This is a genomic window from Thermobaculum terrenum ATCC BAA-798 (assembly GCF_000025005.1).
Lineage (GTDB): Bacteria > Chloroflexota > Chloroflexia > Thermobaculales > Thermobaculaceae > Thermobaculum > Thermobaculum terrenum.
Window position 1 is genome coordinate 466067 of the sequence record NC_013525.1, and the last position, 25776, is coordinate 491842.

At 49.8% G+C, this 25776-nt stretch carries 15 protein-coding genes and 1 tRNA gene; 12 read left to right on the plus strand and 4 right to left on the minus strand.

The genetic code is table 11. From position 1 onward, the window contains the following. The 5 genes from TTER_RS02135 to TTER_RS02155 all read left to right on the plus strand — a co-directional run bounded on the left by TTER_RS02135 (position 1) and on the right by TTER_RS02155 (position 8973). A complete protein-coding gene (locus tag TTER_RS02135) occupies positions 1 to 2772 on the plus strand; it encodes a glycoside hydrolase family 2 protein (RefSeq protein WP_012874386.1) in 2772 nt (923 codons plus the stop codon). A 129-nt stretch (positions 2773 to 2901) separates the two neighbouring features. Beyond that, on the plus strand, positions 2902 to 4527 hold the full coding sequence (locus TTER_RS02140; RefSeq protein ID WP_012874387.1) for a C39 family peptidase: 1626 nt from the start codon (positions 2902 to 2904) through the stop codon (positions 4525 to 4527). 82 nt (positions 4528 to 4609) lie between these two features. Further along, positions 4610 to 6736: an amylo-alpha-1,6-glucosidase gene (locus TTER_RS02145; protein ID WP_012874388.1), complete on the plus strand. Its 2127-nt coding sequence runs from the start codon at positions 4610 to 4612 to the stop codon at positions 6734 to 6736. Between the two features lie 26 nt (positions 6737 to 6762). Beyond that, a complete protein-coding gene (locus TTER_RS02150) occupies positions 6763 to 7770 on the plus strand; it encodes a phosphotransferase (RefSeq protein WP_041424310.1) in 1008 nt (335 codons plus the stop codon). Between the two features lie 21 nt (positions 7771 to 7791). Continuing rightward, positions 7792 to 8973 carry a pyridoxal phosphate-dependent aminotransferase gene (locus tag TTER_RS02155; RefSeq protein WP_012874390.1) on the plus strand — a complete coding sequence of 394 codons (1182 nt, stop codon included), beginning with the start codon at positions 7792 to 7794 and terminating at the stop codon, positions 8971 to 8973. Positions 8974 to 9053: 80 nt separating this feature from the next. On the opposite strand, the gene TTER_RS14505 is transcribed toward TTER_RS02155, so the two are convergent. The 3 genes from TTER_RS14505 to TTER_RS02170 all read right to left on the minus strand — a co-directional run bounded on the left by TTER_RS14505 (position 9054) and on the right by TTER_RS02170 (position 11439). Further along, positions 9054 to 9752: a C40 family peptidase gene (locus TTER_RS14505; protein WP_012874391.1), complete on the minus strand. Its 699-nt coding sequence runs from the start codon at positions 9750 to 9752 to the stop codon at positions 9054 to 9056. 865 nt (positions 9753 to 10617) lie between these two features. Next, positions 10618 to 11088: a D-aminoacyl-tRNA deacylase gene (dtd, locus tag TTER_RS02165; RefSeq protein ID WP_012874392.1), complete on the minus strand. Its 471-nt coding sequence runs from the start codon at positions 11086 to 11088 to the stop codon at positions 10618 to 10620. 45 nt (positions 11089 to 11133) lie between these two features. Continuing rightward, on the minus strand, positions 11134 to 11439 hold the full coding sequence (locus TTER_RS02170; RefSeq protein WP_012874393.1) for a PRC-barrel domain-containing protein: 306 nt from the start codon (positions 11437 to 11439) through the stop codon (positions 11134 to 11136). A 154-nt stretch (positions 11440 to 11593) separates the two neighbouring features. On the opposite strand from TTER_RS02170, the gene argS reads away from it, so the two are divergent. Genes argS through TTER_RS02185 form a run of 3 tightly spaced genes read left to right on the plus strand, consistent with a single transcriptional unit; the run spans position 11594 to position 15986 of the window. Next, on the plus strand, positions 11594 to 13399 hold the full coding sequence (gene argS / locus TTER_RS02175) for an arginine--tRNA ligase (RefSeq protein ID WP_012874394.1): 1806 nt from the start codon (positions 11594 to 11596) through the stop codon (positions 13397 to 13399). A gap of 4 nt (positions 13400 to 13403) precedes the next feature. Continuing rightward, positions 13404 to 14690 carry an arginine deiminase gene (locus TTER_RS02180; RefSeq protein ID WP_012874395.1) on the plus strand — a complete coding sequence of 429 codons (1287 nt, stop codon included), beginning with the start codon at positions 13404 to 13406 and terminating at the stop codon, positions 14688 to 14690. 3 nt (positions 14691 to 14693) lie between these two features. Next, on the plus strand, positions 14694 to 15986 hold the full coding sequence (locus tag TTER_RS02185) for a sulfatase family protein (protein ID WP_041424567.1): 1293 nt from the start codon (positions 14694 to 14696) through the stop codon (positions 15984 to 15986). Here TTER_RS02185 and TTER_RS14510 read toward each other — a convergent pair. Then, positions 15983 to 18427, minus strand: coding sequence for a SpoIID/LytB domain-containing protein (locus tag TTER_RS14510; protein WP_012874397.1), 2445 nt, complete (start codon positions 18425 to 18427; stop codon positions 15983 to 15985). The two genes, TTER_RS02185 and TTER_RS14510, sit on opposite strands and share 4 nt — an antisense overlap. Positions 18428 to 18659: 232 nt before the next feature. Here TTER_RS14510 and TTER_RS14515 point away from each other — a divergent pair, with 232 nt between their 5' ends. From TTER_RS14515 to TTER_RS02210, 4 genes are all read left to right on the plus strand, one after another. Continuing rightward, entirely contained in the window at positions 18660 to 24017 is a 5358-nt protein-coding gene (locus TTER_RS14515) for a PAS domain S-box protein (protein WP_012874398.1), read from the plus strand. Positions 24018 to 24041: 24 nt separating this feature from the next. Further along, positions 24042 to 24923, plus strand: coding sequence for a class I SAM-dependent methyltransferase (locus tag TTER_RS02200; protein WP_012874399.1), 882 nt, complete (start codon positions 24042 to 24044; stop codon positions 24921 to 24923). A gap of 96 nt (positions 24924 to 25019) precedes the next feature. Next, positions 25020 to 25304: a hypothetical protein gene (locus TTER_RS02205; RefSeq protein WP_012874400.1), complete on the plus strand. Its 285-nt coding sequence runs from the start codon at positions 25020 to 25022 to the stop codon at positions 25302 to 25304. 54 nt (positions 25305 to 25358) lie between these two features. Beyond that, positions 25359 to 25434 (plus strand) — tRNA-Trp (locus TTER_RS02210). Positions 25435 to 25776: the final 342 nt, after the last annotated feature.

The window sequence follows — 25776 nt, forward strand, 5'->3', positions numbered from 1 at the left end:
ATGAGAGACAGGATCTGTTTGGACGGTACATGGGATTTTTGCGTTGACAAGGATCGCAGCTTCAGCTCTGCTGATGTGGCCTTTGAGGACACGATAGATGTTCCCTCCGCCTGGCAGGCGGCTAAGCCGGAGCTGAGAAGATATACCGGCAGGGCTTGGTACAGGAAGACCATAGACTACCCTGATCTGCCCAACGACAGGGTGTTTCGCTTATGCTTTGGGGCCGTGGATCACGAATGTACGGTCTGGGTAAATGGCGTCGAAGTGGGTAGGCATAGTGGAGGGTATACGCCTTTCCGTCTGGATGTTACTCATGCTCTACGCTCAGGCAGGAACGAGATCCTCGTCATGGTCGATGACTGGGGCTATAGGTACCAATGGGCTCCTAGATGGCTTGACCAGGAGGTGGATCCGGAGTTCGAAAAGGCAGCCAGCATCCTCCACGGCAAGCAGACCTGGTATGCAGATGTATCCGGTATATGGCAGAGCGTGTGGCTAGAGTCGTTGCCAGTCGCACATATCAACGGTGTCAAGATCTACACGGACCCACAGAGTGGTAGCGTGACGTTCAGAGTAGCAACCAGCGAGGCTGCTAACGGCAAGGAACTGTGGGTTGAGGTGCTTGACCAAGGCCAGGTGTGTGCCGCCGCCTCCGGTCTAGTTGCAGGGTCTACTTGCGAACTGACCTTGCAACTGACAAATCCCAAGTTATGGTCGTTAGATTCACCCAATCTGTATGAGGCTTGCGTTAGGTGTGGGGAAGATACCGTAACCGAGAGGTTTGGCGTTAGAAGCTTCGAGGCCAGGGATGGAAAGTTTTTCCTGAATGGTTCCCCCTTGTACATGCGGGGGGCTCTGGATCAAGATTTCTACCCTGGTACTATATATGCCCCTCCAAGCAAGGAGTACGTCTACGAGCAGTTCAGGCTTGCGAAGGAGCTTGGGTTGAACACCATGAGATGTCACATAAAGGTTCCTCACCCCTGGTACCTCGAGGTGGCAGATGAGCTGGGGATTCTTATCTGGGAGGAGATTCCCTCCTGGGGGACGGTGGGCAGAGAGCCCAATTCCTATAACGTCAAGCCTGTGCCTGAGAGCACGAGGAGAGAAGTCCTGCAGACTCTTGAAGAGATGGTAGATCGCGATTTCAACCATCCTTCACTGGTGATCAGAACCATAGTTAATGAGGACTGGGGCACCCATCTTGTGATGTCTCAGGAAGATCGCAGCTGGCTGAAGCAGATGTACCACAAGGCTAAGGAGCTTGACCCCACCAGGCTGGTCGTAGACAACTCCGCCTGTTACGGTAGCCGAGGCCCCAACTTGCACGTGAAATCCGACATAAACGACTTCCATGTTTATGCCCTTATGCCTGATGAGTACCAGTTCTTTGCAAGTTGGGTAGAGCACTTTGCGCAGGCTCCTCTATGGACTTGGAGCCCGTACGAAGACTCCGAACCCAGGGGGGATGAACCCCTAGTGGTGAGTGAGTTCGGGAACTGGGGATTGCCATCTTTGGAGCCAACTAAAGAGGATGCGGAGCAGGAAGGTGAGCCCTGGTGGTTTATGACTGGTGGCTGGGGTGGCGGTATCGCCTCCGAGGCCACACATCCCACTGGGGTGGCAAGAAGGTTCCATGCGCTCGGCCTGGACAGAGTATGGGATTCTTATGAGGATCTTGCACGGGGAACTCAGAGGCACCAGTACGAAGCTCTGAGGGCGGAGATAGAGGTGATGAGGCTGTATCCGTCCATCGTTGGGTATGTCATTACTGAGTTCACTGATGCATACTGGGAAGCTAATGGTCTGCTGGATTTCTACCGCAATCCAAAGTACCTTCACGAGAAGTTTAGCCTAATCAATACGGATGATGTCTTGATCCCTGACAGAAGACGTGGCTCCTACTGGGCTGGCGAGGAGCTGAAAGTGCCCATTAGATACTCTAAATGGTCTGAGGGTAGCATTTCGGGAGCCGGTGTCTACTACGCCAGCAAGCAGCTAGGAGGGGGAAGGCAGCAGCTCTCCGCAGATATCACCGCTCAGCAGGGCCAGGTGGTGAATGCTGGCGAGATCAAGCTCAGATTGCCTGATGTCGATTCCCCTACCCTGATCGAGATCGAGGTATGGCTGGAGCATGGAGGCCGTAAATTGGCGGCTAATACTCTTGAGCTAATGTGCCTGCCCGCGATTAGCAGGAGGACTAGTGCAGATGTCCCTCTTGCCGTAGTAGCTCCTGAGTCCAATTTGTCCACTAGACTCAGGAGCATGGGCTGTGACCTGGTTTCGGATCTGAAGGATGCTGAGATCGCGGTGGCAACTAGAGTCACACCCGAACTAGATAGGTGGGTGAAGGGTGGGGGCAAGTTGCTGCTCGTGGCAGATGAAACCTGTCCCTACTTGTTCACTAGGCCCAGAGCTGGTAGTCCCTGGCAGGGCAATTGGTGCCAAAGCTGGACCTGGATCTTGCCGGGCAGCTTCTCACGAGTATATGTCCAGAACCCATTAGGCTTTCTTTTCAGGGAGGTCATGCCTAGGCACGTAATTATGGGATACATGCCTGAGCATAACGCCGACGTGCTTGCTGGTATGTTCGTGGGTTGGCTGGCACTGCCGGCTGCTGTAACCACTAAGTATAGAGTAGGCAAGGGTATGGTCTTGCACACAACCTTTGACCTCGCTCGGAGCGAGGCTCCGGTTTCAGATGCCATGCTGGCGGACCTTGTGGACCATATCGCCTCTCCAGAGTTCTATCCTGAGCGTCGTCTAGTGTGATCTTGGGGAGGGGACAGTGGCCCCTCCCTCTGCGTATTTCCCCAGGGGTACAAGTCTCGCTCTCGTGATATACTGGGCAAGTACGTTGTAACCTTGTGGGAATACAATCAGGAGGGGTTATACCTGACGATGAGAGCGAAAACCTGTACAATCAGTGCCTTGCTGCATGCGCTGGTTGTCCTTGCATTACTTGTGTCCTCTTGCGGAGGTGGTAATACTAGTGCTGGGGGAGCTGAGAAGAACATGTCCCAAGCTCCCAAGGTAAGCACACCAACGCGATTGCCCTCCGATTCTGGGACCGTTGGCACTCCAACAACTTCCCCTACAAAAGTGGTTTCCCAGGAGCCTCCTAGTAATGGCGGAGCGAATACTGGGGGATCTGACCTTGAAGGGGGTAGCAGCGATGATGCAGGCAACAGTAACGGTGAGATAGGCAACGGCTCCGGGCAGCCTATCAAGGATCCTGTCCAGACGGGATCTAACTCCGTAGTTGGCAAAGGTAGTTCCGACTCGGGCTCCGGCGAGGAGACCTCACTTGAGAAGCCTTACAGACCCACTAAGCCTAAGCTCCAGATACCTAAGCCTGGCCCCGAATATAAAATTCAGCTCAAGATAGAGGGTTACACGACCTACGTGTTCGCTGTTAGAAATGGCGTCCGACGCGTGGTTTTAACGGAGCCCGCTCGTTACTTCCCTGGTATGTTCGAGAAGTATATACGACTCTCGCCGGACAACAGGACGCTTACCTACGCGGTATCTGTCAAGTCACACTCTCCTAGAATGAAGATGTACACTATTGGCATAGATGGTAGGAACAGACGTCTTATTGGCGATTTCCCGTGGCAGCTCTGGGTAGCCAGTCCCGTGTGGTCGCCCGACAGCAAGCAGATAGCTTATGTAGTTGCCTCAGGCCCTGGGCAGGAGCCTGGCATTGAACTATGGGTGATGAACGCTGATGGCAGCAATAAGCATAGGGTTGTCAAGGATCCTTCATTTAACACCAGTCTATTTTACGGCAACGTTCAAAACCCCATAAGGTGGACACCCTATGGGGACCTTCAGTATCTGGATTACAACTCCGGCAAGATATGGACCGTGGACACTACTACGGGGGAGCTATCATATCGGACAGCTGATCTGAAGGCACCACAATCGGATATACCACTCATCAAAAGCAAGTATCCTATTCCCATACAATCTCAGAACGATCCTAGATGGCGCTTCGATATAATTCGCACCTGTAGCGATACGATGGGCAACTCGGGATGTGCTATCACTGTCGTGAGCATGTCCTTTAATGCTTACGGTATCAAGACTGATCCCAGGAAGCTGAACAAAGACCTTGGTAGAAATGCTTGCCCAATTTACTGGACCTGGGCATCTAAGTACTTCAGTGAAGGCAAGCTGGAGCTCTGGGGTGTTTGGGCTTTTGATTGGTATTCGCTGGATCTAGCGCTTTCCATGGGAAGGCCGGCCATGGTCTGGCTCTCAGACGGCCTCACGCTAGATACCTCTCTCCTCTCCCACTGGGTGCTGGTAGTTGGTGGGAGCGGACATACACCCGACGGCTACAGAATATACGATCCTTGGGATGGCACTACTTATAAGACTCTGGCATACTACACCTCTAAGGGATACGGTCTTACTAGAGTATATGTGTACGCTCCCAAACAACCGAAAAAGCCGAAAACTGAGCGTTCAAAGAATAGCTCCAGCGGTGAGCAGAGGCAGAGCAAAGATAGTAAGAGAGATTAACCTGAGGATACTAAGGGCTAACGTCCATGAATCATTGTGGACTAATATTTCCTGTAACAGGATCGCTATCTAGGAGGACTAGATGGATTATCTTGTGATATCGGACAATCATACCTTCATGGTGTGTGAGTTCTCCGGTGATATCCTTCAAAACGATAAACCTAATGGGCTCTACTACAGAGACACCCGCTACCTAAGCCTATTGCATATGTACCTTGCAGGGCAGAGCCTGGACGTGCTAAGCCACGATGACGACACCACTTATCAGGCCAATATCATTCTCACGAACCGCCGCTTTGAAGATGAGGATGGTACAAGGATACCTGCTGGTACTTTGACAGTTAGCAGGTCTTATGCAGTGCATGGTTCGTTGTCGCAGAGGCTTGTCCTGCAGAATTTCAACAACTTCCAGGTGCGGACAGTGCTGGCTATGGACCTGGCTGCAGATTTTATGGATATGTTTGAGGTCCGTGGCATTGCCTCAGGACAGCGCGGCGAGCTCTTAGATCCTCATATAGAAGGTAATACGGTAGTTTTGACTTATCTGGGGCAGGATGGTGTTACTAGGAAGCTGTACATCTTCTTTGCCATCTCGCCCTCTCGTGTGCACACACAGGACTCTGGTGGTACCCATGTGGTGAGAGCTGAGTGGGATGTGGACCTCACCCCTCAGGGCACTATGGATATAGAGATGATCTTTGAGCCGGTTGAGTCGGAGCCAGTGGAGGTCCGTAGGCACGCCCACGAAGGGGCCAAAGTTTACAATCTCATCCTCAGGAGGCAGAGGCACGAGACGGAGTCTTGGCTCGATGGTAGCACCAAGTTCTTCACAGATAATGTCGATCTAAACAACCTCATTGAGAGAAGCACTTTAGATATCAAAGCGCTTACGGGCGAGTATCCCACAGGTAGGGCAATTCATGCGGGCATACCATGGTTCGCGGTGCCCTTCGGGCGTGACTCTATCATCACTAGCATGCAGACTTTACCCCTGAACCCAGACCTAGCTATAGCTACGCTCAGGTTCCTGGCAAAGTACCAGGGGAAGGAGGATGATCCCTGGAGAGATGAGGAGCCCGGCAAGATCATGCATGAGATGCGGTTTGGGGAACTTGCAAACAGGAAGCTGATCCCGCATACCCCTTATTATGGCAGTGTGGATGCTACTCCACTGTTCGTGATGCTGTTTGCTCAGGTTGTGAGGTGGACCGGCGATAGGGCTCTCTATTCAGAACTTCTGCCCTCTGTCATGAGAGCTTTGGAATGGATTGATAGATGGGGAGATCTTGATGGCGATGGCTTCCTGGAGTACAAAACTAGATCCGAGCTAGGCATCAGGAACCAGGGATGGAAAGATTCCCAGGATTCTATTCTATACCCGGATGGGAGCTTGGTCTCTCCACCTATAGCGCTCGTAGAGGTGCAAGCTTACGCGTACGCTGCCAAGCTATGGCTATCTCAGCTTGTAGCCGAGATGGGAGATCAGGAGCTAGCCAATAGGTTGGCATCTGAGGCAGCTAATCTGAAGGAAGCCTTCAACAAGCACTTCTGGGTATCGGAGGCTAGCTTCTTTGCGCAAGGGCTGGATGACAGAAAAGTGCCTATCAAAGACATAACAAGCAATCCTGGTCATGCCCTGATGTGTGATATAGTCGATGCTGAGCTGCTGCCTGCCTTCGTGCATAGGCTCATGCAGCCAGATATGCTTTCCGGGTGGGGGATCAGGACACGTAGCTTGCATGATCCTAATTTTAACCCCGTGAGCTATCACAACGGCAGTGTTTGGCCTCACGATAACTCTCTGATAATATATGGTCTTTATAAGAATGGTTTCAGGGATGAGGCCAACGAAGTCTCCTATCAGATATTGGAGGCCTCTCGGTACTTCAGACTCAATAGGCTCCCTGAGCTAATGTGTGGCTTTCAGAGAGATGAAGATAACCTGAGGAGACCTGCGGAATATCCAGTCAGCTGTAGTCCCCAGGCATGGGCTGCAGGCACAGTCTTCATGATGTTGCGCAGCATGCTGGGCATCGAGGCTGATGGCCTGAACCATACTCTGAGGCTTAGTCCTAGCTTGCCAGCCTGGATAGAGAGCATAGAGGTATCAAACCTTCGAGTGGCACATGAAAGAGTGCACTTTGCTGTTAGCAGAGATGGAGAAGTTGAAGTAATATCTAGGGGAGACATAACTATCCTAGTAGAGTAAACATACTTCTTGATGGGGTGATACCAGTGTACACCGAAGTTCCTACCGGCCCTAAGATTACCCTCAGTGACCAGGATCTGGCGGTTATCGCCCAAAACTATGGATTGGGGGCAATTCTAGATAAGAAGCTGCTGAACGGGGCCGTGAACACTATTGTGCTCTTGAAGACCTCTCAGGGAGCATTCGTAGCTAGAGCCCATAGACCATGGACCACAGCTGAGCGTCTAGAAAGCGTACACACCGTGATGCAGTCGCTTAAGGATAGGGGATTTCCCGTCCCCAAGGTCGGTAGGACTTTGGACGATAGAACCTGGATACAGATCAGAGATAGGCTGGTCGAGCTGCAAGAGTATATCCCCCACGATGCATGTATAGACAGCTGGGACCTTTATATGCACTCCTTCGAGATCTTGGCGAAGATGCATGAGTATCTACTTACGCTTCATGTAGACCATCTATTCCCCCCACTGGTTAGCACTTACGTTACCCCTGAGCAAGCTCTCAAGATGCTGGAAGACACTGATGCTATATGCGTTGAGAAGGCAAGGGAGTTGGGCGCGGAGGACGCCCTGCATATCAGGCAACAGGCTAGAGATATCCTGGAGGCCCTCGATCGTGAGTGGAAGGGCTATGCAGATAGGCTACCACGACAGGTAGTACATGGCGATTATGGCTGGAGCAATGTCCTGGTAAAGGGTGGTAGGATAGTAGGTATCATAGATTTCGATTTCATGGCTGAGCGTGAGCGCGTTTTTGAGGTAGCTTACAGTCTATATTGGGCTTTTGACCGCCTAGAAGGAGACAACTGGCAAAATGGCTTTTTCCCGAGGGTAGGCAGGCTTGTGGACCGCTACAACTACTTATCAAGATGGCCACTTCTGGACGTGGAAATCAGTGTGCTGCCATATGAGATGGCAAGGGTCCCACTTTATTGGATAGCCGAAGCTGGATATACTCCAGACCCGATAGGTCAGATAATGTTATATTCAAGGCATCTACCCAAGGCCAGAAAGCTTCTGGAGCTTGCAGGCTGATTTTAATCCGGAGGTTTGATCGTGCGTCTGAAGCGTAGGACCAGTTATAAGGCTGAGACGTTCACTGAGAGCGTCATTCGGGAGATGACCCGCAGGGTAATAGATAAGCACGGAGCTAATGGCATCAACCTAGCGCAAGGCTACCCAGACTTCCCAGCCCCCCAGGAGATTAAGGACGCCGCTTGCAGAGCAATTCAAGAGGATATTAACCAGTACGCTATAACCTGGGGCGCGCGCAATTTCAGGGAGGCCATTGCACAGAAGACCAAGAAGTTCCTCGGGGTGGATGTTGATCCCGAGACGGAGATAACGGTATGTTGTGGTGCTACCGAGGGCATGATATCTGCCCTAATGGCCACGCTTAATCCCGACGATGAGGTTATAATCTTCTCACCTTTCTATGAGAATTATGGTCCTGACTGCATCTTGTCTGGTGCTCAGCCTAAGTATATCTCTCTGAATCCTCCGGATTGGTCCTTCGATCGCGACGAGTTAGTGTCTTTGTTTGGACCTCGGACAAGGGGAATAATTATCAATACTCCTCATAATCCTCTTGGGAAGGTGTACAGCAAGGATGAGCTCGAGTTCATAGCTGCGCTATGTCAGGAACACGATGTGCTGGTTTTTACAGACGAGATATATGAGCATATAGTCTACGATGATAGCGAACACATCTCGATGATGACCATTGAGGGGATGAGAGACAGAACCATAGTCGTAAATGGCCTTAGTAAGACCTATAGTGTAACCGGATGGAGAGTGGGATACGTTATAGCACCACCCGACATAACTATAGCCATCAGGAAGGTACATGATTTTCTCACTGTAGGTGCAGCAGCACCTCTTCAGGAAGCAGGTGTTGTAGCCATGCAGATGCCTGATGAGTACTATATCAAGATGCGCCAAGAGTATCAGGAGAGGCGGGATCTACTCTACCAAGGACTAGTAGACATAGGTTTCGTGGCCTATAAGCCTAAAGGCGCTTACTATATTATGGCAGAGATCGAGAAGTTCGGCCTGGGTGATGATGTAGAATTTGCCAATCACCTTATTGATGACTACGGAGTAGCAGTTGTCCCGGGTTCCAGCTTCTATCATAACCCGGAGCTTGGGAGAGGGCTAGTCAGGTTTGCTTTCCCCAAGCGGATAGAGACAATAGCTAAGGCTGTCGAGAGATTATCACCTCTAGGTAAACTACTATAAAGAACCAGAAATTCTAACTAAAACAAATTAGGGAGGACTTGGTCCTCCCTAATTTTGTAGCCCTCTGGATCCGCCGAGCTCTAGTTGACGAGCCTGCGAGCTCCGAACCAGCGATACCGCCAGTAGCTATCGTAGATGTAGCTCCAGTGGACTCCAGTTTGAGGCGTCCCCGAGTCTATCATCCAGCCATTGCCTACGTATATGCCAGCATGAGATAGACCTCTCCAGAAAGTGTTCTGGAAGAACACCAGATCGCCAGGGCGTAGGTTGCTGCGGGATACACCCCACCCCATGCTGTACTGGCCCCACAGGCTTTCAGGTATCCATATACCGTTGAGCCTGTATACCCACTGGGTAAAGCCAACGCAACTGAAGCCCTCAGCAGGAGTGTTGCCATAGTAGGCATACCTGTAACCTACATAGCGCTTGGCTGTGTTGGCTATGGCCTGTCCCTTGCTGCTGTAATAGTAGCTGGTGGTTCTAACAGTGCTACCGGAGCGCAGGTAATATCCATGAACATACCCTACTGTGCCGCTCCATCGGACCTTGTACCAATACCTATTATAGGGACCGGAAAGCACATACACCCTTCCGCCGTAGGGGATCACACGCTTTACGTAGTAATAGGTGCTCGGGCCGGATCGCAGATTAAGGTTTGCAGTAGTGGTGGCATAAGAGCCAGGTCTCACATAGGCAGCTTCGCTAGTTGGCGATACGAAGCTTAAGCTCACAAAGGCTACTACCAGGGCAAGAAACAGCCCCAAAATTTTCCTGATCACAGACATCCCTCCGATTTCTCGCTGTTTTGTTCCATCCCCTAGCCTGGTGGTGAGTGTGGTGAGTGCAGGTCAGGGGGACCTGTTTAGAAATAAACTTCTTACGATCTCTAGCTCATCTCTCCGTTTTCCGTATATCCATACCTCCTACTACATAAACCAACGGCCGGGATGAACTATATGGATAAAGACGCTTCGGATTACTTGTGACAATCTTCACAAGCTGGGTAAAGAGTATCATCTCATAAGTCGGCTGTCAATAATTTCTGGCCTCTTATTTGGTCACAAAAATGTTAATAATAGGTTAACCGCGTTCAGTGTAGCTGACCAGCTTCTATTACGGGAATAGGAAAATGGTACTAATTTGGACCTCTAACTAAGGATGAATGACCACACCCACAGACAGAATCGATCTATCAATTGGGAATGTAGGTGAGTGGCGCTGCATACATGCCTGTTGTTTACGAATATCGGTGAATTCAGTTGACGGGTAAGGCTATGTCTTGAAATATAAGGTTGAGTGGAAGTCTCATTTAGGAGACTCTTTAAATAAAACAAAAAACAAGGCTTGGATCTGAGGATCCAAGCCTCGAGTGTTCCCACACTCATTACACCTCCGTCTGGAGGCCCTGGAGCCGATTACGCCCCAGTACTACCTAAGGGTTCCGTTTAGCCCTTCACGGGCGTTAACTGTCAACTTGGAACCTCACCTCCAAGACGTGGAGATTAATCTTGAGAGGATAGAGCCTCATGCTTTTGTCCTCCTCTCTAGTTGCTGGAGAACCTTTCGGCTCCCCGCCTCTCGTACCCTGAGCTTAACAAAATAAGTGATTAATGTCAAGTACCTGTGAGATCAATTTCTCGAAAATCAGTCAATCGTTGTCTGTCTTCTAAGTATCTCTCGAGAGTCCAGCATTATGGTTACAGGGCCATCATTCACTAGCTCTACTTCCATATGTGCCCCGAATCGTCCGGTCTGGACCTCAAACCCCATATCTCTAAAGCAGCTTACCATGCAGTCTATGAACGCGCTTGCCCTGTCGGGAGGGGCAGCTTCGATGAAGCTTGGCCTCCTGCCTTTGCGTGCGTCAGCAAGTAGCGTAAATTGTGAGACGACAAGAATGGCTGCGCCTACCTGCAGGGCAGACAAGTTCATCTTCCCCTGCTCATCCTCAAATATCCGCAGGTTAGCGACCTTCTCCGCCATTGGAGCTATGACTTCGGGGTCATCATCCTGAGCGATACCTACGAACAGCAGGAGACCTCTATCTATCTTTGCTACACGAGATCCATCAACACGGACCTCGGCTCTGCTCACTCTTTGCAGAAGAATCTTCATAAGTAAAAACTAACAACCACCAACGAGAATATTAGAGAAGCTCTATTATTGGCCTATCCATGAAGGCTTTGTATGCCAAGCTGGATTCTTGTGTACAGTCTGGGCATCAGCCTTAATCTTGACGTTGTTACCAGATACATCTACGATCTCGCGGAATGGTATGTAAAGGGTCTCCTTGCTGAACAACCCTCCGCTTCTGACCTCTATGCAACTCTCCTCGTCGCTGTATGCGGACGACATACCAGAAGCTGCTCCGTACCAGATGTTCTTGATCTTGCCCAACTTTTGGCCATCCGAGGATAGAACTTCCATGCCTTCTCTTATCTGGTCAATTACTCCTCCCTGCGACATGTACGTACCCTCCGGGTAAAATTTATGTACACCTACCCATAATAATACGCAGCACGCTCTATGCCAAGAGTCTTTAGTATTCTGGATCACTTAGGATGGCTTACCTTATAATCTGAGAGTCGTAATGAAAGTACAGGTTTGGAGATAGTTGTAGGTGTTACAGCAGGAGATAAGTCAGGCCAAAGAGGCAATCAGGGAAGCAATAGCACAGCTGGGCCTACCCCAGCCTGAAAATATAGATCTTAGGCAGATACCTTTCTCTGGGCAATGGGGATTAGCCACCTCGGTGTGTCATCAGCTGGCCAGGAATGAGGTTCAAGTAGATATCCCTGAGGGATTATCCAAGAAGGAAGCTCGTAAGTTGCTGGAGGCAGCTTCCCGTGAGAGGGCGCAATCGCTGGCCGAATCGATAGCCAACTACCTGTCCCGAAAGGGTATATTTGCGGATGTTCAGGCCCAGAATGGGTATGTAAACATGTTCTTTGAGCCCTCAGACGTAGCCTTGAGGTTACTTGCTACAGTGCACGAGCAGGGGGATAGTTACGGGCGAGGCAATCCGAAATCTGAGACCGTGATGGTAGAGTACGGCCAGCCTAACACTCACAAGCAGTTCCATATAGGTCATCTGAGGAACACTGCTCTAGGAGACTCCATAGCACGTATACTGGATTTTGCAGGCTATCGAAAGGTGCTTAAGGCGTCTTATATAGGTGATATAGGCGCTCACGTTATCAAGTGGCTATGGGGCTACAATAAGTGGCACAGTGGCGAACAGCCTCCTGCAGACCCTTATAAGATCGGCCCATGGTTGGAAAGTATATACGTAGAGGCCAACAGTGCCATAGAGTCCAATCCCGATTATCAGCGTGAGTACAGAGATCTCTTTGCACGCTGGGACAGAAGGGACCCAGAGGTAGTAGAGCTCTGGAGGCGAACGCGTGAGTGGAGCCTGAATTATTTCCGCAGGATATTTAAAGAATTGGACGTAAACTTCGATGTTTGGTTCTACGAGAGTGACTTCGAGGAGCCTGGCAAGAAGATTGTGCAGGACCTTCTGAACAAGGGGGTTGCCGAGATAGATGAGGGCGCTCCTATTGTAAGAATTGATCAGAAACTTGGGTTAGAAAAGGAGACCTACAGGACCATTGTCCTCCAGCGCAGCGACGGCACATCTCTATATCAAACGAAAGAGCTTGCTTTGACCCGTACGAAGTTCGATGAATACAAGGTCGATCGTATACTGAATGTGGTAGATGTCAGACAGACGCTTTACTTCCAGCAGGTGTTCAAGGTGCTAGAGCTGTTAGGTTATGAGCAGGCACGTAACAGCCAGCACATACCGTACGAGCTGGTTTCTCTACCGACGGGTCCCATGTCCTCGCGTGAGGGCACGACTGTGGGGTATGACGAGTTCGCCACAGAGATGTACGAGAGGGCGCTCGAGGTGGTTCGCGAGAAGAATCCTGAGATGCCTCAAGAGCAGCAGGAAAGGATAGCCCGCATAGTAAGTATGGGCTCCATGAAGTTTGGGATGCTCAACCGCGACAATACTCGAGTGCTGGTCTTTGATAAGGAAGAAGCCTTGGATTTTGATGGCTTTAGTGCACCATATGTTCAGTATGCTCATGCGAGAGCCTGTCGAATACTCGAGAAAGCTCCTGACATAGATTGGGAAAACCTCAGAATAGGGGAGCTGTCGACCGTGGAAACCAACTTGCTTGAGATGATCTCGCGTTTGAACGAGAGCGTGGAGCGGGCTGCCAGGGAGTACAAGCCTCTGCATGTTGTTAACTATGTGTACGAGCTTGCTAAGACTTTCAATGAGTTCTATAGAGTTTCCCCTGTTTTGAGAGCAGAGGAGGAAGTACGCAATTTCAGGCTAGCCGTGGTATATGCTACCAAAGTGTGTCTAGCAAACTCCTTGTACTTGCTTGGTATAGAAGCTCCTGAGGTCATGTAGCTAGATGAGTAGTTTGCAAGTGAGCTCCGAGAGCGGTGTGCTCCGGAAGGCCCTGGTACATACCCCAGGGGGGGAGCTCTCCATGGTTGCTCCCTCCAGGCTGCGTGACTTTCTATTTAGCGATATCCTCTATGAGAAGGGTGCCAGAGAGGAACACCTTACCCTGGTAAAAGTCTTACGGGAAATATTTAATGTTGAGGTTCTCCAGTTTACCGCCCTCCTTGAGGAGGCTTTGTCCTCCTCAGATCCTTTGGATAAGCTCAGGTTAGTAGAGGGTGTGTCAGATTTGGAAGGGCTGCACGCTGAGGATACCATCAAGCTAAAAGCCGCTTTCGAGGATGAATCCCAAAATGATGCCAGTTACTTGGCTCGTCTACTGATAACTGGTAAGCTCGTAGGCTCGGACCTCTCGATTTCCGACTTCATAAGGCATAATCTATATCAACTTCAGCCCGTACCAAACCTGATGTTTGTGCGCGACCTGGCGGCTGTCATCGGTCAAGAGATGTTTGTGGGATGGAACTCTCAGAAGGTGCGCAGACGAGAAAACCTGTTATGGAGGTTTATCCTGCAGCATGCCTCTATAGGGCAGGATATCACGTGGCATAACTGGATGATGGAGGATGAGAACAGCTCTCCTTGCTACCTAGAAGGAGGGAACATCTTGCAGCCTAGACCCAATATTTTGCTGATAGGGCATGGCGTTCGGACCAACTCTTCGGCAGTTGAGAGGCTTATAAGGCACCTTCAGAATGTTATGGAGGATACCTGCTACCTGTTTGTGATTATGCTTCCGGACTACATACCTCATCTGGATGCGGTGCTATCGGCAATTTCTCCCTTCGAGTATGTAGCCTTTCCTCCGGCGGTCAAGGGGCACAGTCAATACTCTGTGGATGTGCTCCAGGTAGTACTACAACAAGGCAAGCAGCCTAAGACGCAGGTGGTTGATCTACTTGATTCTCTGCAGAGTACGATAGGTGAACCCCTAGATATCATCCCCTGTGGAGGAAGCGATACAGTTACTCAGAAGCGTGAATACTGGTGGGGGGGAGCCAGCTTACTTACCGTCTCGCCTGGGAAGATTATTTCTTACAACTCTCCAGAGAACACTCTAAATGAGCTTAGCAAGAGGGGTTATAAGATCATTCAAGCTACCGATGCGCTAAGTAATCCCGATAGCATCCGCTCTTGTGAGAGATGTGTCATAACCCTGAGAGGTTTAGAGTTGACCAGAGCAAGGGGCGGCCCCAGAAGCCTTGTGATGCCTCTGGTCAGGGAAGGAGTTTAAGTGGTGAATCGTCCCTCTATAGTGCTCGTGACATGTCATGATCTTGGTACTTATCTACATTGTTATGGCGTACCCACCCCTGCCACACCTAACCTGGACAGATTGGCAGGTGAGGGGCTACAGTTCACTAATGCTTTCTGTGTGGCCCCTCAATGCAGCCCAAGCAGATCGGCGATAGCCACCGGGCGTTATCCACATAGCAACGGAGTAATGGGACTGACCCATCATCCCTTCGATTGGGACCTATATCCTGATGAGAAACATATAGCTCAGATACTCAAAGACTTAGGCTATGCTACTTTCCTGCTAGGGCATCAGCACGTTACTACTAACCCATCAAGGTTAGGTTTTGACCTGATGTTTCATGACAGAAGAGGGGAAGCTGTAGTAAATGAGTTCAGGAGAATAGTGCAGGCTCACGATTTCCAGGCTTCTCCTGCCTACTTCGAAATAAACCTGAACCAGACTCATCGTCCATATGAAGGTGAAGGCTTGGACGTACAGTCCCAGCGTGAGGTTTTTGTTCCCGGCTTTCTACCAGAAGCCCCAGAGAGCAGGGATGAGATGCTGCAGTTCTATCGGTCTGTGGAGGTAGCCGACAAGCTGGTAGGGGATGTTCTAGAAATTGTAGATCAGTACGGCCTCAGGAATGAGATTATATTCGTGTTTACTACGGATCACGGCATTGCCATGCCCAGAGCCAAATGTACGCTCTATGATCCGGGATTACGTGTATCTCTGTTGTTGAGGTGGCCTGCTGGCTCATTTCCAACCGGGCAAAAGATCGATTCCCTGGTGAGCAATGTCGATATACTCCCCACTCTACTTGCTATGATCGGTATCGATCCTCTGCCGGAATTCCTGCAGGGGAAATCTTTCCTTCCGTCGATGGTAGATGATCGCGCGGTACGTGATGAGGTGTTTGCTGAGAAGACCTTCCACAGCTATTACGATCCTATGCGCGCGATAAGAACGGATAGGTATAAGTACATAGTTAACTTTGAATCAAGCTTCCTGGTAGAGGTGCCTGGCGATATCCAGATGGGAGTTATATTCCGCAGGTTCACTCAGCTTTACAGTGCAACACAGCATCCAGTGATCGAGCTGTATGATCTGGAGTCTGATCCCCTGGAGGAGCATAACTTAGCAGGTAATCCTGATTATGCTGACATTGAGAGAGATCTCAGAGGAAGGCTTCTACAATGGATGGAGGCCACAGACGATCCTCTGCTCCAGGGACCTGTAGCCTCCCCAAGTTATCGGAAAGCTCTCAATGTATTAAAGGAATCGCCTTAGCGAAGAACTGCTATACCGTCGATATCGACCCTGTTGCTTGTTGATAATTGATTGCGTTTGCCCAGCACCTTGATAGTTATTGTGTGTCGAGCGTTGCGGGTGCCCAAAGACTTTTCAAATACCACCGTCCTGGTGCTATACCTTGGAGCATAGAGGTCCACGGTCGCGATCCTGGACCCATCGATCCATACCTCGGCCATGCCTCTTGTGGGTCCTTTGACGCCGATCCATGCCACTCTGCGTCCATAGAAGGAGAAAGTGGCCTGTCGGCCATAGGAATAAGCGTAGTGATAGGTGTGCAGATAATGCCGGGCATAAGGATTGTAATAGCTGCGCCAGCCGGAGTTGTAGCTAAATCTCGTATCATCAAAGGGTACAATAACTCTGAAGTTTCTCCACGAGCTCACGTTGCCCGCAATATCTTCAGCCCGAAGCCTGAACAGATAGTTACCTCCTTGTGCCAAGTTTATAGGATCTCCATTGCCAAATGTGGCCGAAGTGGAGCTTGTTGCGCTCTTCCAGGGTACGTAGTCAGTTCCATTCTTCCAGTAGATGTCATAGTCCTTCACACCAGTTTGCTCGTCATTACCCTGCCAGCTTATAGGGAATGACAGTTCTGAAGACCTCTCTGTAGAGTATCTAGGGGCATTAATAGTAATGCTCGGGGGAGTGGAGTCATCAAGGACGCTAATGTTCACGGCAACTTGATCCCCAAAGAAGCCCCTGTATGTGGATCCAAAAGATCCTTCCACTCTAAGCCTGAAATACTCTGTATAGTTTCCTGGTGGTAGGTCACCATTTAGTTTGAACCTAAAAGTCCCGATGCCCCCGGGCATGACCAGGGAATCCTGCATGAGGATTCTGGAGGATGATAACCAACTCCCCTCCACATAAAATCTGCTCGGGTGAAAGGCATCATTATATGTAACTAGTCTAACTGCGTTCTGGATGCTAGAGCTGTTCTTGTACCAGGTGGCGTTGCCTGTGTTTCTGAGCTTCACAGTCAGGCTTCCTGTTGTCTGCTCGTAGTAGCTGGGGGAATCAGGAGTTATCGAATAGATCTGGGCCTTGTAAGACGGAGCTACCACTGTAAGTGGTATAGATGTAGATGTGGAGCTCTCGCCTGGTGGCAGTCCAGGAGCTAAGAATCCACCTGGATCTATGTAGGTCACAGTTAGTACATAGTTGCCGTATAGCCCAGGGTAATCTATTGCAAGCCTTGGTACATACTTACTAATAGTGCGCACTTCTCCCGGGTCGATGGGGTTGGAGTTGTCATCTCCTCCCAGGTCGAGTATCTCACCATTGGGCCCTCGAAGTTTGATGTAGAGCTCTTGGAGCTGCATAGGTTCGCTGCCATAGTTCTTGACGGTCACTTTGACGTTGAAAGGCTCTCCCCAAGTGGGGGTGGTGCTGGTCACGTTAGGTCCTGAGTAGATTCTTAGGTCGGCTTCTGTAGCTGGCAAGATATCAACAGGATCGTAGTAGTAATGCAGGATCCAGTCCCAAGTCTTACCTTTGGTAGCCCAGTACTGACTTCCCCACTGGCTCATGACATCGGAGCCTTGCTCTCCTGGATCACCTTTGGTGCCGGCTCTGTAGAAAGCGGGGACTATATAGCCATTCTCGGTTAGTCTTTGGTACCAGGTATTCTCCACTGCTTGGTCTGTGCTCGCGTAACTGACCGCTGGGTTGTATACCTGATCGCAGGTAGTGTCCATGACATCAGCTCCCAGCCAGTACCACTTGCCCCCTCTGGACACGTAGTACCAAGCATAACTTTTTACTGCCATGGCTCCAGCTCGTAGGGACTCCATGTCCCAACTAGCAAACCATTCATTTGGGAGGACATGCTTAACGTAGTCCTTGAAAGGTACCTCCACAACCTCACCTTTAGGTACTGGATCATATCTACAGCTCCACATATCTTCGGGCGAGAGTCCTGTCTTGTCAGTAACGTAGACCCTAATCACTCCTGGGGGGACCTTTTGGGAGCCCAAAGTGGTGGCTGCTGGTTTGAGATTCTGATCCTGCTCAGGTGAGACCTTCGACGGTGCTAAGTTGTTTTTGGTGGTCCCCGGAAGGGGCTGAGAAAGTGTGACATCGTGCTTTGATAACTTCACATCCAACCTTAGGGTATCGTTAGGGATGATGACTGCATTGTATAGCCTCCAAACGCCAAGACCTGATGCTCTGACTGTAACGTTTATAGCTCGCCAGCTGTCTTGTACTAGTAGGGGATCAAATCTAAATCTACCCTGAGAGTCCGATATAACAGACTGTCCACCGGCTGATATAGAGGCTCCCTTTACTGGCAGTCCGTTGTAGGTAACTCTACCTTCTACATTACCGTAGTCACCAACAGCTTTGACCGAAGGAGTCGTCAGTACTGTCAAGCATAGTAAAGCAGTAGCAAATATAGCTACTAAGCTGTTTTTCATTACGAATCTCCCCGATTTACAAAAATGCAAATTCTAAAGTAGATGATTACATAAATGCAAGTAGGGGGGAATAGGAAAATGGTACGGTATATTAGTTCCCTTTGGTAGGTAAATTATGGTATTTAAGTGCTTCAAAGAAATTAGTACTATATAACCATTGCAGATAAGCAAAAGTAAACTCATAATAGGGTAATAACAACTCTGGACGTGATGTAAAAGACAGGAAACTAGAGTGATTAAAGAGGAAGTTATAGAGACCTCTCAAAGCGACAAGTTGAACTCATACGAGGAACTTAAGGCTAGTCTGCTTAAGTTGGCTGCTACTGCTATAAGAGCTACTGGGTTTCAAGTAATCCTGGTAAACGTAAGGGAAGGAGAAGGTTTCCGGGTTATTACCGGGACAGACGACATACTTCTGGGAACTTACACCACATTTGACTTCTGGAATAAGCTTCTAAAGGAAGAGTTCAGAATCAGTCAGTCCTACCTGGTGCCACCATGGCACTCTCGTCAGGTATTACAGGATGTACCCGATGATATGTATGTAATACCTGACATACCGGAAGCCAAGAGTCCAGAGGACTGGGATCCCTATCATTTCTTGATAGTGCCTCTTTTGGACAGTAAGCGAGAGGTCATTGGTTTCTTCTCAGTAGATGAACCAGTAAGCGGGAAGGTCCCTAGCGAGGACCTAATACAAGATCTGGAAACTTTCGCGGAACATGCAGCTCTGGCGATAGAGAAGTTTAACCTCATAAATGAGCTCTCAGACCGTGTAAGACAGGTAGATGCCTTATATAAAGTATCTAAGTCTATCAATAACTTTCAGGATTCAGAGGCTGCCCTCAGGTTCCTAGTAGACACTGCCAATGAACTGCTCCATGCCGATTTTGCGGTCCTGCTTGTTCATGAACCCGCTGGTGATCGTGCTATATCCACTGCCGAGATCGATGTAGAGACTTACGACAGGCTAAGACGTCTATCCAGGGAGCTGCTCTCTCCGGAGCCAACCCTGTATGAATTGCATTTGGCAGATGGAACTCCATCCAGCAGGCTAATTGGCGTGTGTGTGAGGGTTGGGCCTGAGGATGGTCCAATGGGAGTCCTAGGAGTTTTCTACCAAGATGAAAACCATCCAAAGGATATAAGCTATTCTATACTCTCATCCCTAGCAGAGCAGGCCTTTACGGCTTTGCGAAACAGGCACCTATATAATGCTGCCGTTTCGAGAGCAGATAGGCTAAGGGTTATACAGTCTATAGCTTCTCGCTTGAATAGATTGAACGATGTTAGGAAGATAGCTAAGGCTATATCTGAGGAGCTGCGCCAACTGGTTGATTTCCATGCCTGCCGCATATTCCTGGCATCCGATGAGTATCTGGTACCCGCAGCGGTCATAACGGACCATTCTGAATACTCTCCTGAGGAGGTAGACAACCTAAGAGTCGGATTCGGAGAGGGGATAACCGGTTGGGTAGCACAGCATGGTGAACCTGCATTGCTCCACGACGCCGCTAAGGATACCCGCACGCGGCTGATACCAGGAACAAACGATATCGACGAGTCGATGCTTGCAGTGCCCATAAAGTACGACGACAGAGTAGTGGGCGTAATCACCCTCTCAAAAGTGGGACTGAATCAATTTGATAACGAAGACCTGCAGCTCTTGGTCATATTGGCAGACCAGGCTGCGATCGCTATTGAGAACGCCAAGCTTGTTGAGAAGCTTAGCTTGGAAGCTGAGGCCCTACGTAAAAGTGAGGAGCGTAATCAGCTCATAAGCAGGGCCACCAATGATGCTATCTGGGATTGGGATCTCTCCACAAACAGAATTATCTGGAATGATGCCATCCAGAGGCTTTTTGGCTACGAGGCTGATCACGAGTTTGAAACCAGCATTGAGTGGTGGGAGGAACGGTGCCACCCAGATGACATCGAAAGGTTGAGGGAGAGCCTCTACGGAGCTATCAATTCGGATGCTGATGTGTGGGCAGAGGAGTACAGATTCAGGAAGGCAGATGGCAGCTACGCTTACGTGCTTGACCGCGGGTATATAGTTCGCGATGCGAGTGGCAAGGCTATAAGGGCCGTAGGCTCGATGCTGGACATTACTCATAGGATAGAGGCTGCTAAGGCACTGCGGGAGAGTGAGGAGAGATTCAAGGCTATATTTGAAGATTCAGCTATAGGTATGGCCCTGATTGACCAGGAAGGACGGATATTAAAGACTAATAAAGCATTGACCAAAATACTGGGCTACACCCAGAATGACTTGATAGAGAAGAACTTCCTAGAGCTTGTGCACCCAGATCACGAGTCTACTCTAAGAGGTAGGTTCACTCGAATCTTCTCTGGCAAGAACACTCACTACCACGTAGAGCAAAGATATATCCACAAAGATGGACACGAGATTTGGGGCAACCTGACTGTGTCTGCTATTAGATCGCACTCGGGTGATGTGGATCTGGCTGTGTGCATGCTTGAGGATATAACTAGCAGGAAGCAAGCTGACTCTAGGATCCTCTTCCAGGCGAGGCTGTTGGATCAGGTGCCTGTGGCGGTGATAGCCTGCGATATGCAGATGAGGGTAGTACATTGGAACTCGGCGGCAAGTGACCTGTTCGGATATACCCCTCAGGAAGCTATTGGGAAGGAAGTCTTCGAGCTTGCCTCCACTATAGATAAGAGTGAGAACATTCGAGAAGTGATTCAGGTAGTGCTTAGGGAGGGCAGCTGGAGAGGTGAGGTGGATTTCCCACTGGAAGACAGGGTTGTTCCTGCTCAGGTGGAGATATCAGCAGTACGTGACAAGCGCAGGATGCTTGTAGGTCTAGTGGCCGTAATTGTCGATCTCTCCGATCAGAAGAAAGTTGAGGAGAGACTACGGAGGCAGAACGTGTACCTCAGCGCTCTCCACGAGATCGCACTGGCTACCATGCGCAGGCTGGACCCTAGTGATGTTTTCCGCACCCTGCTTACTCGTGCTGCTCCTCTCTTCAATGAAGAAAACGGCTTTGTGTACTTAGAGGATGATGACACCAGTAAGTTGAGGCTCTGGGTTGGCACGGGTGTGTTTACAGACTATGAGAATACCTGGCTGGAGCCTGGAGAAGGGGTGTCTGGACGCGTATGGCGTACAGGTAAGCCCGTTATTCTCAAAGACTACATCTCGTGGCCTCATCGTGCCAGGATGTTTGATGAACTAGTCTTCCATGCTGTGATGGCAGTGCCAATCTTCCTCAATGGTAGATCTGTTGGCTCATTGGGATTCGTTAGCTTTACACAGGGCAAAGTCTTTTCTGAAGACGATCTCCATCTATTACACAGGTTAGCCGATTTGGCTTCCATAGCCCTGGAGAATTCCCGGTTATATCAACAGCTTGAAAAAGAGCTAAGTGAACGCCTGAAGGCTGAAGAGGAACTGCAGGCAAGGGCAAAGCAGCAAGCAGCTGTGGCTTATTTGGGCCAGTTAGCGCTCGCTGAAGATGACCAGGATTCTCTATTGCGTAAAGCTGCTGACACAGTCGCTGATGTTCTGGATGTGGAGTATTCAGCAATACTGAGGGATGTAGACAATGGTAAGACTCTTGTCCTGGAGGCTGGACATGGTTGGCCAGAGGGTGTGATAGGGTCTCGTTTAACAGCTGCGAGGGAAGGACATCCCCCGACTCCCGATAAGGCCTCGTTCAACATATATCCGCCTGAGATCCGTTATCTACAAAGTGGAGTTATCAGGAGTGCCATATCGGTCGGCATAGGAGGGCAGAGCTCCCCTTATGGCCTGCTCTGCGCATATAGCCTTGAGCCCAGGATATTTTCCCCGGACGATATCAACTTTCTCCAATCCGTATCCAACATATTGGCTGCTGCTATAGAGTACCGAAGGGCTGCTCAGGATCTAATGAGGGCTGAGGCAAGATATAGAAAACTCGTGGAGCAGATACCAGCAGTCACTTATATAGAAGAAATGGGGATGAGGGGAGTGGTCTCCTATATAAGTCCCCAAGTAGAAGATATGCTTGGCTATACCCCTGAGGAATGGACAAGTAACCCTGATCCCTGGTCGCGAATAATACATCCTGATGATTACGAGGATGTGGCTACTTCTATGGAAAAAGCCGAAGAGCTGGGGATACCTTTTAGAAAAGAATATAGGATGATCTCTAAGAGCGGTGAGATCGTATGGGTGCGAGACGAAGCGGTTATAGTTAGGGATGCCGAGGGGCAGCCTTTGTTCTGGCAGGGAGTTCTCGTCAATATTACCGATAAGAAGAAGCTTGAGGATAAACTTGCGTATCAGGCATTTCATGATGCCCTGACGGGACTCCCTAACAGAGCGCTCTTTATGGATCGGCTGAAAGGCGCGCTTGCCAGAGCCAAGAGGTATAACTCCTGTTGTGCAGTGCTTTTCCTGGATCTAGATAGGTTCAAGCATGTCAATGACAGTCTTGGCCACCAGTACGGAGATCAGCTCTTGATAGAGGTAGGCAATCGGTTGTTGAGTGTAGTCCGCTCTGCGGACACTGTAGCACGCCGAGGTGGCGATGAATTTACCATCCTCCTGGAGCCTATCTGCGAGCTGGAGTACGCCAAGCAGGTGGCCGAAAGGGTTATAAAGGAGCTGGAGAAGCCGTTTTTGATCAATGGTCAAGAGCTCTATATAAGCACCAGCATAGGTATAGCACTTAGTAATGAGTACTCTGATGCAGAGGAGCTTATACATAATGCAGATGTTGCTATGTATTGGGCTAAGAGTAGGGGGCGGGCAAGGTACGAAGTTTATGATCTTAGCATGAGCACTTTTACATTAGAGAAGCTGAAGCTCGAGTCTGAGTTGCGCAGAGCTGTACAGCGGGAAGAGTTCAGCTTAGTGTACCAGCCTGTGGTAAGGCTGCGAGATAAGGAAGTCGTAGCGCTTGAGGCGCTGCTGCGCTGGCATCATCCAGAGAGGGGACTTCTTCTGCCAGATCAGTTCCTTAAGGAGCTGGAAGATACGGGGCTCATAATGCCTTTGACCGACTGGATGCTGCGCGAGGTGTGTAGGCAGCATAAGGAGTGGCAGAAGCGAGTTGCTGGGGAATTGCCGTTGGTAAGCGTGAACTTTACTGCCAGGCAGTTCCAGAAAGCCACTATGCTGGAGGACTTGGCAAGCATACTCCAAGATATGGATGTTTCACCCTCGTGCCTGCAACTGGAGATAACGGAGACCGTAGCGATGGATGATGCTGCTTCTACAGCCAGAACCATGAAGGGGCTCAAAGACCTGGGAGTTAAGCTGGCTCTTGACGATGTAGGGACTGGCTACTCCAGCCTGAGCTACCTCAGGAAGTTCCCCCTGGATGTATTAAAGGTCGACAGGACTTTTGTTATGGGGCTGGGTGTAGATCCTGATAGTACGGCAATAGTGCATGCACTTGTAATGCTTGCGAAGTCGCTTGGCATGCTTGTGACAGCTGAGGGGGTTGAGAAGCAGGTCCAAGTTGATGCTTTAAGTACTCTGGGCTGTGATCTGGCTCAAGGGTACTTCTTTTCCAGACCCATGGAGCCTGATCGGATCACCGATATTTTGGTCAGGCATGCTCTCCGATAGTTAGAAATAGTAGAATATGAAGTGATGTCATCAGTTGTTGCCCATGATACCTTGTGGCTTTCTGTAGACGAAGCTAGAAAGCTGCTTGAGGCACGCCAGTCGGGTGTCAATGAGCTTGAGTCCTCTTTTGATCTCGGCCTCACTAAGGTAAAGGTGCTCTTGGATTCGGAAGGAGTTAAGCTACCCGATGGCCTTAGAGTCTCTTGGTCCGTGATTGAGGAGATAGCTGGTCATTTTCGCACCGGCAGGCTTTCAAACAAGTGCTTCATCCTCCGTGGAGAGGAAGTAGTCCCAATTCAAAGCTATTCAGGATACACCAACCGATTCTATAGCCTGCTAGCCACAGATGGTGCGCCAACTCTGGTAGCAGGGGGCTTCCCCATGCACAGAATCAAGGGTACGGACCCTCTCAAGGATACTGCCGAAAAGATCAAGGCTATAGCTCCAGTAATTGGCAAAGTCCTGGACACAGCTATGGGGCTGGGTTACACGGCCATCATGGCCTCGAAGACTGCGGACGAGGTCATAACTGTGGAGATAGATCCAGAGGTTGTGGAGATAGCCAAGCTTAACCCTTGGTCCAGGGAACTGTTCGAGAACCCCAAAATCAAGGTCATAGTAGGTGACAGTTTCGAGGTGATTCGCGAATTTCCGGATCAATATTTTGATAGAGTGATCCATGATCCTCCTATAGTAAGCCTTGCCGGAGACCTCTATTCCCTGGACTTCTACAAGCAGTTATATAGAGTGATCAGACCTAGGGGGCGTTTGTTCCATTACATAGGTAATCCCGAACACAAGATGGGACACAGAGTGACCAGAGGAGTAGTAATCAGGTTACAGGAAGCAGGCTTCAAGAAAGTAGTGCCCCGACCTCAAGCTTTCGGTGTCGTGGCTTATAAGTAAGTTGGGGCGAGCCTGCTAACTTTCTTTAGCCTGCTAATTTTGCTAACCTGTAATAACTGTAGGTAAAGTATTGAAGCGCATACTAGGGAAAGGCATATGAGCTACGGATACGAGTCCACGAATCTGAGCGATACAGCTCGGGAGATCAAGCAATACATATATGATTCGACTATTTACGAGAAGAGCCCAGAGCCACTAAAGGGTGATGCATCCTGGTGGGCCGACCAGACTGGCATCCCTGAAGAGGAGATAATCCCGGCTCTTGAGGAGTTGGTTGCCAGCAATACCCTGATCAAGCAGGAGGATGATAGCAACCCTGTTTACATCTATGTACCTATGACCGTTGTAAGTCCCGAGCTGCATGGCCCTACGCAAGAGTAGTATTTGGTTTGACATGCTAGCTACTGGCTCCATATAATTTCATCTGAGATTTATAGGGGTATAGCTCAACTGGTAGAGCACCGGTCTCCAAAACCGGCGGTTGGGGGTTCGAGTCCCTCTGCCCCTGCCATCTTGGCCGAGATAACATATCAGAATATAAAACGAAGCCCCTTTGCAAGAAAGAGCACAAAGGGGCTTCGTTTTGTGATTTTCTTACGGCGATCTTCTAATCATCTTGTTTCTTTCCTCTAGTTTCAAATGGAGGCAAGACAGACTATTATGTCCCGAGCATCATGGTGATCACCCTGGTTCGGGCCTAACTTGTACCAACCTAAGCTGCCTTCAACATTAATCCAGCGTGAGTGCGCTACGTAACCTGGGAATACAAGTGTGATAACTACCCTTTGGAACAGCGGGAACAGGGCACTATATACCCTCTACGTATTGCAGTGCCTTAGCATCTGACCCTAAG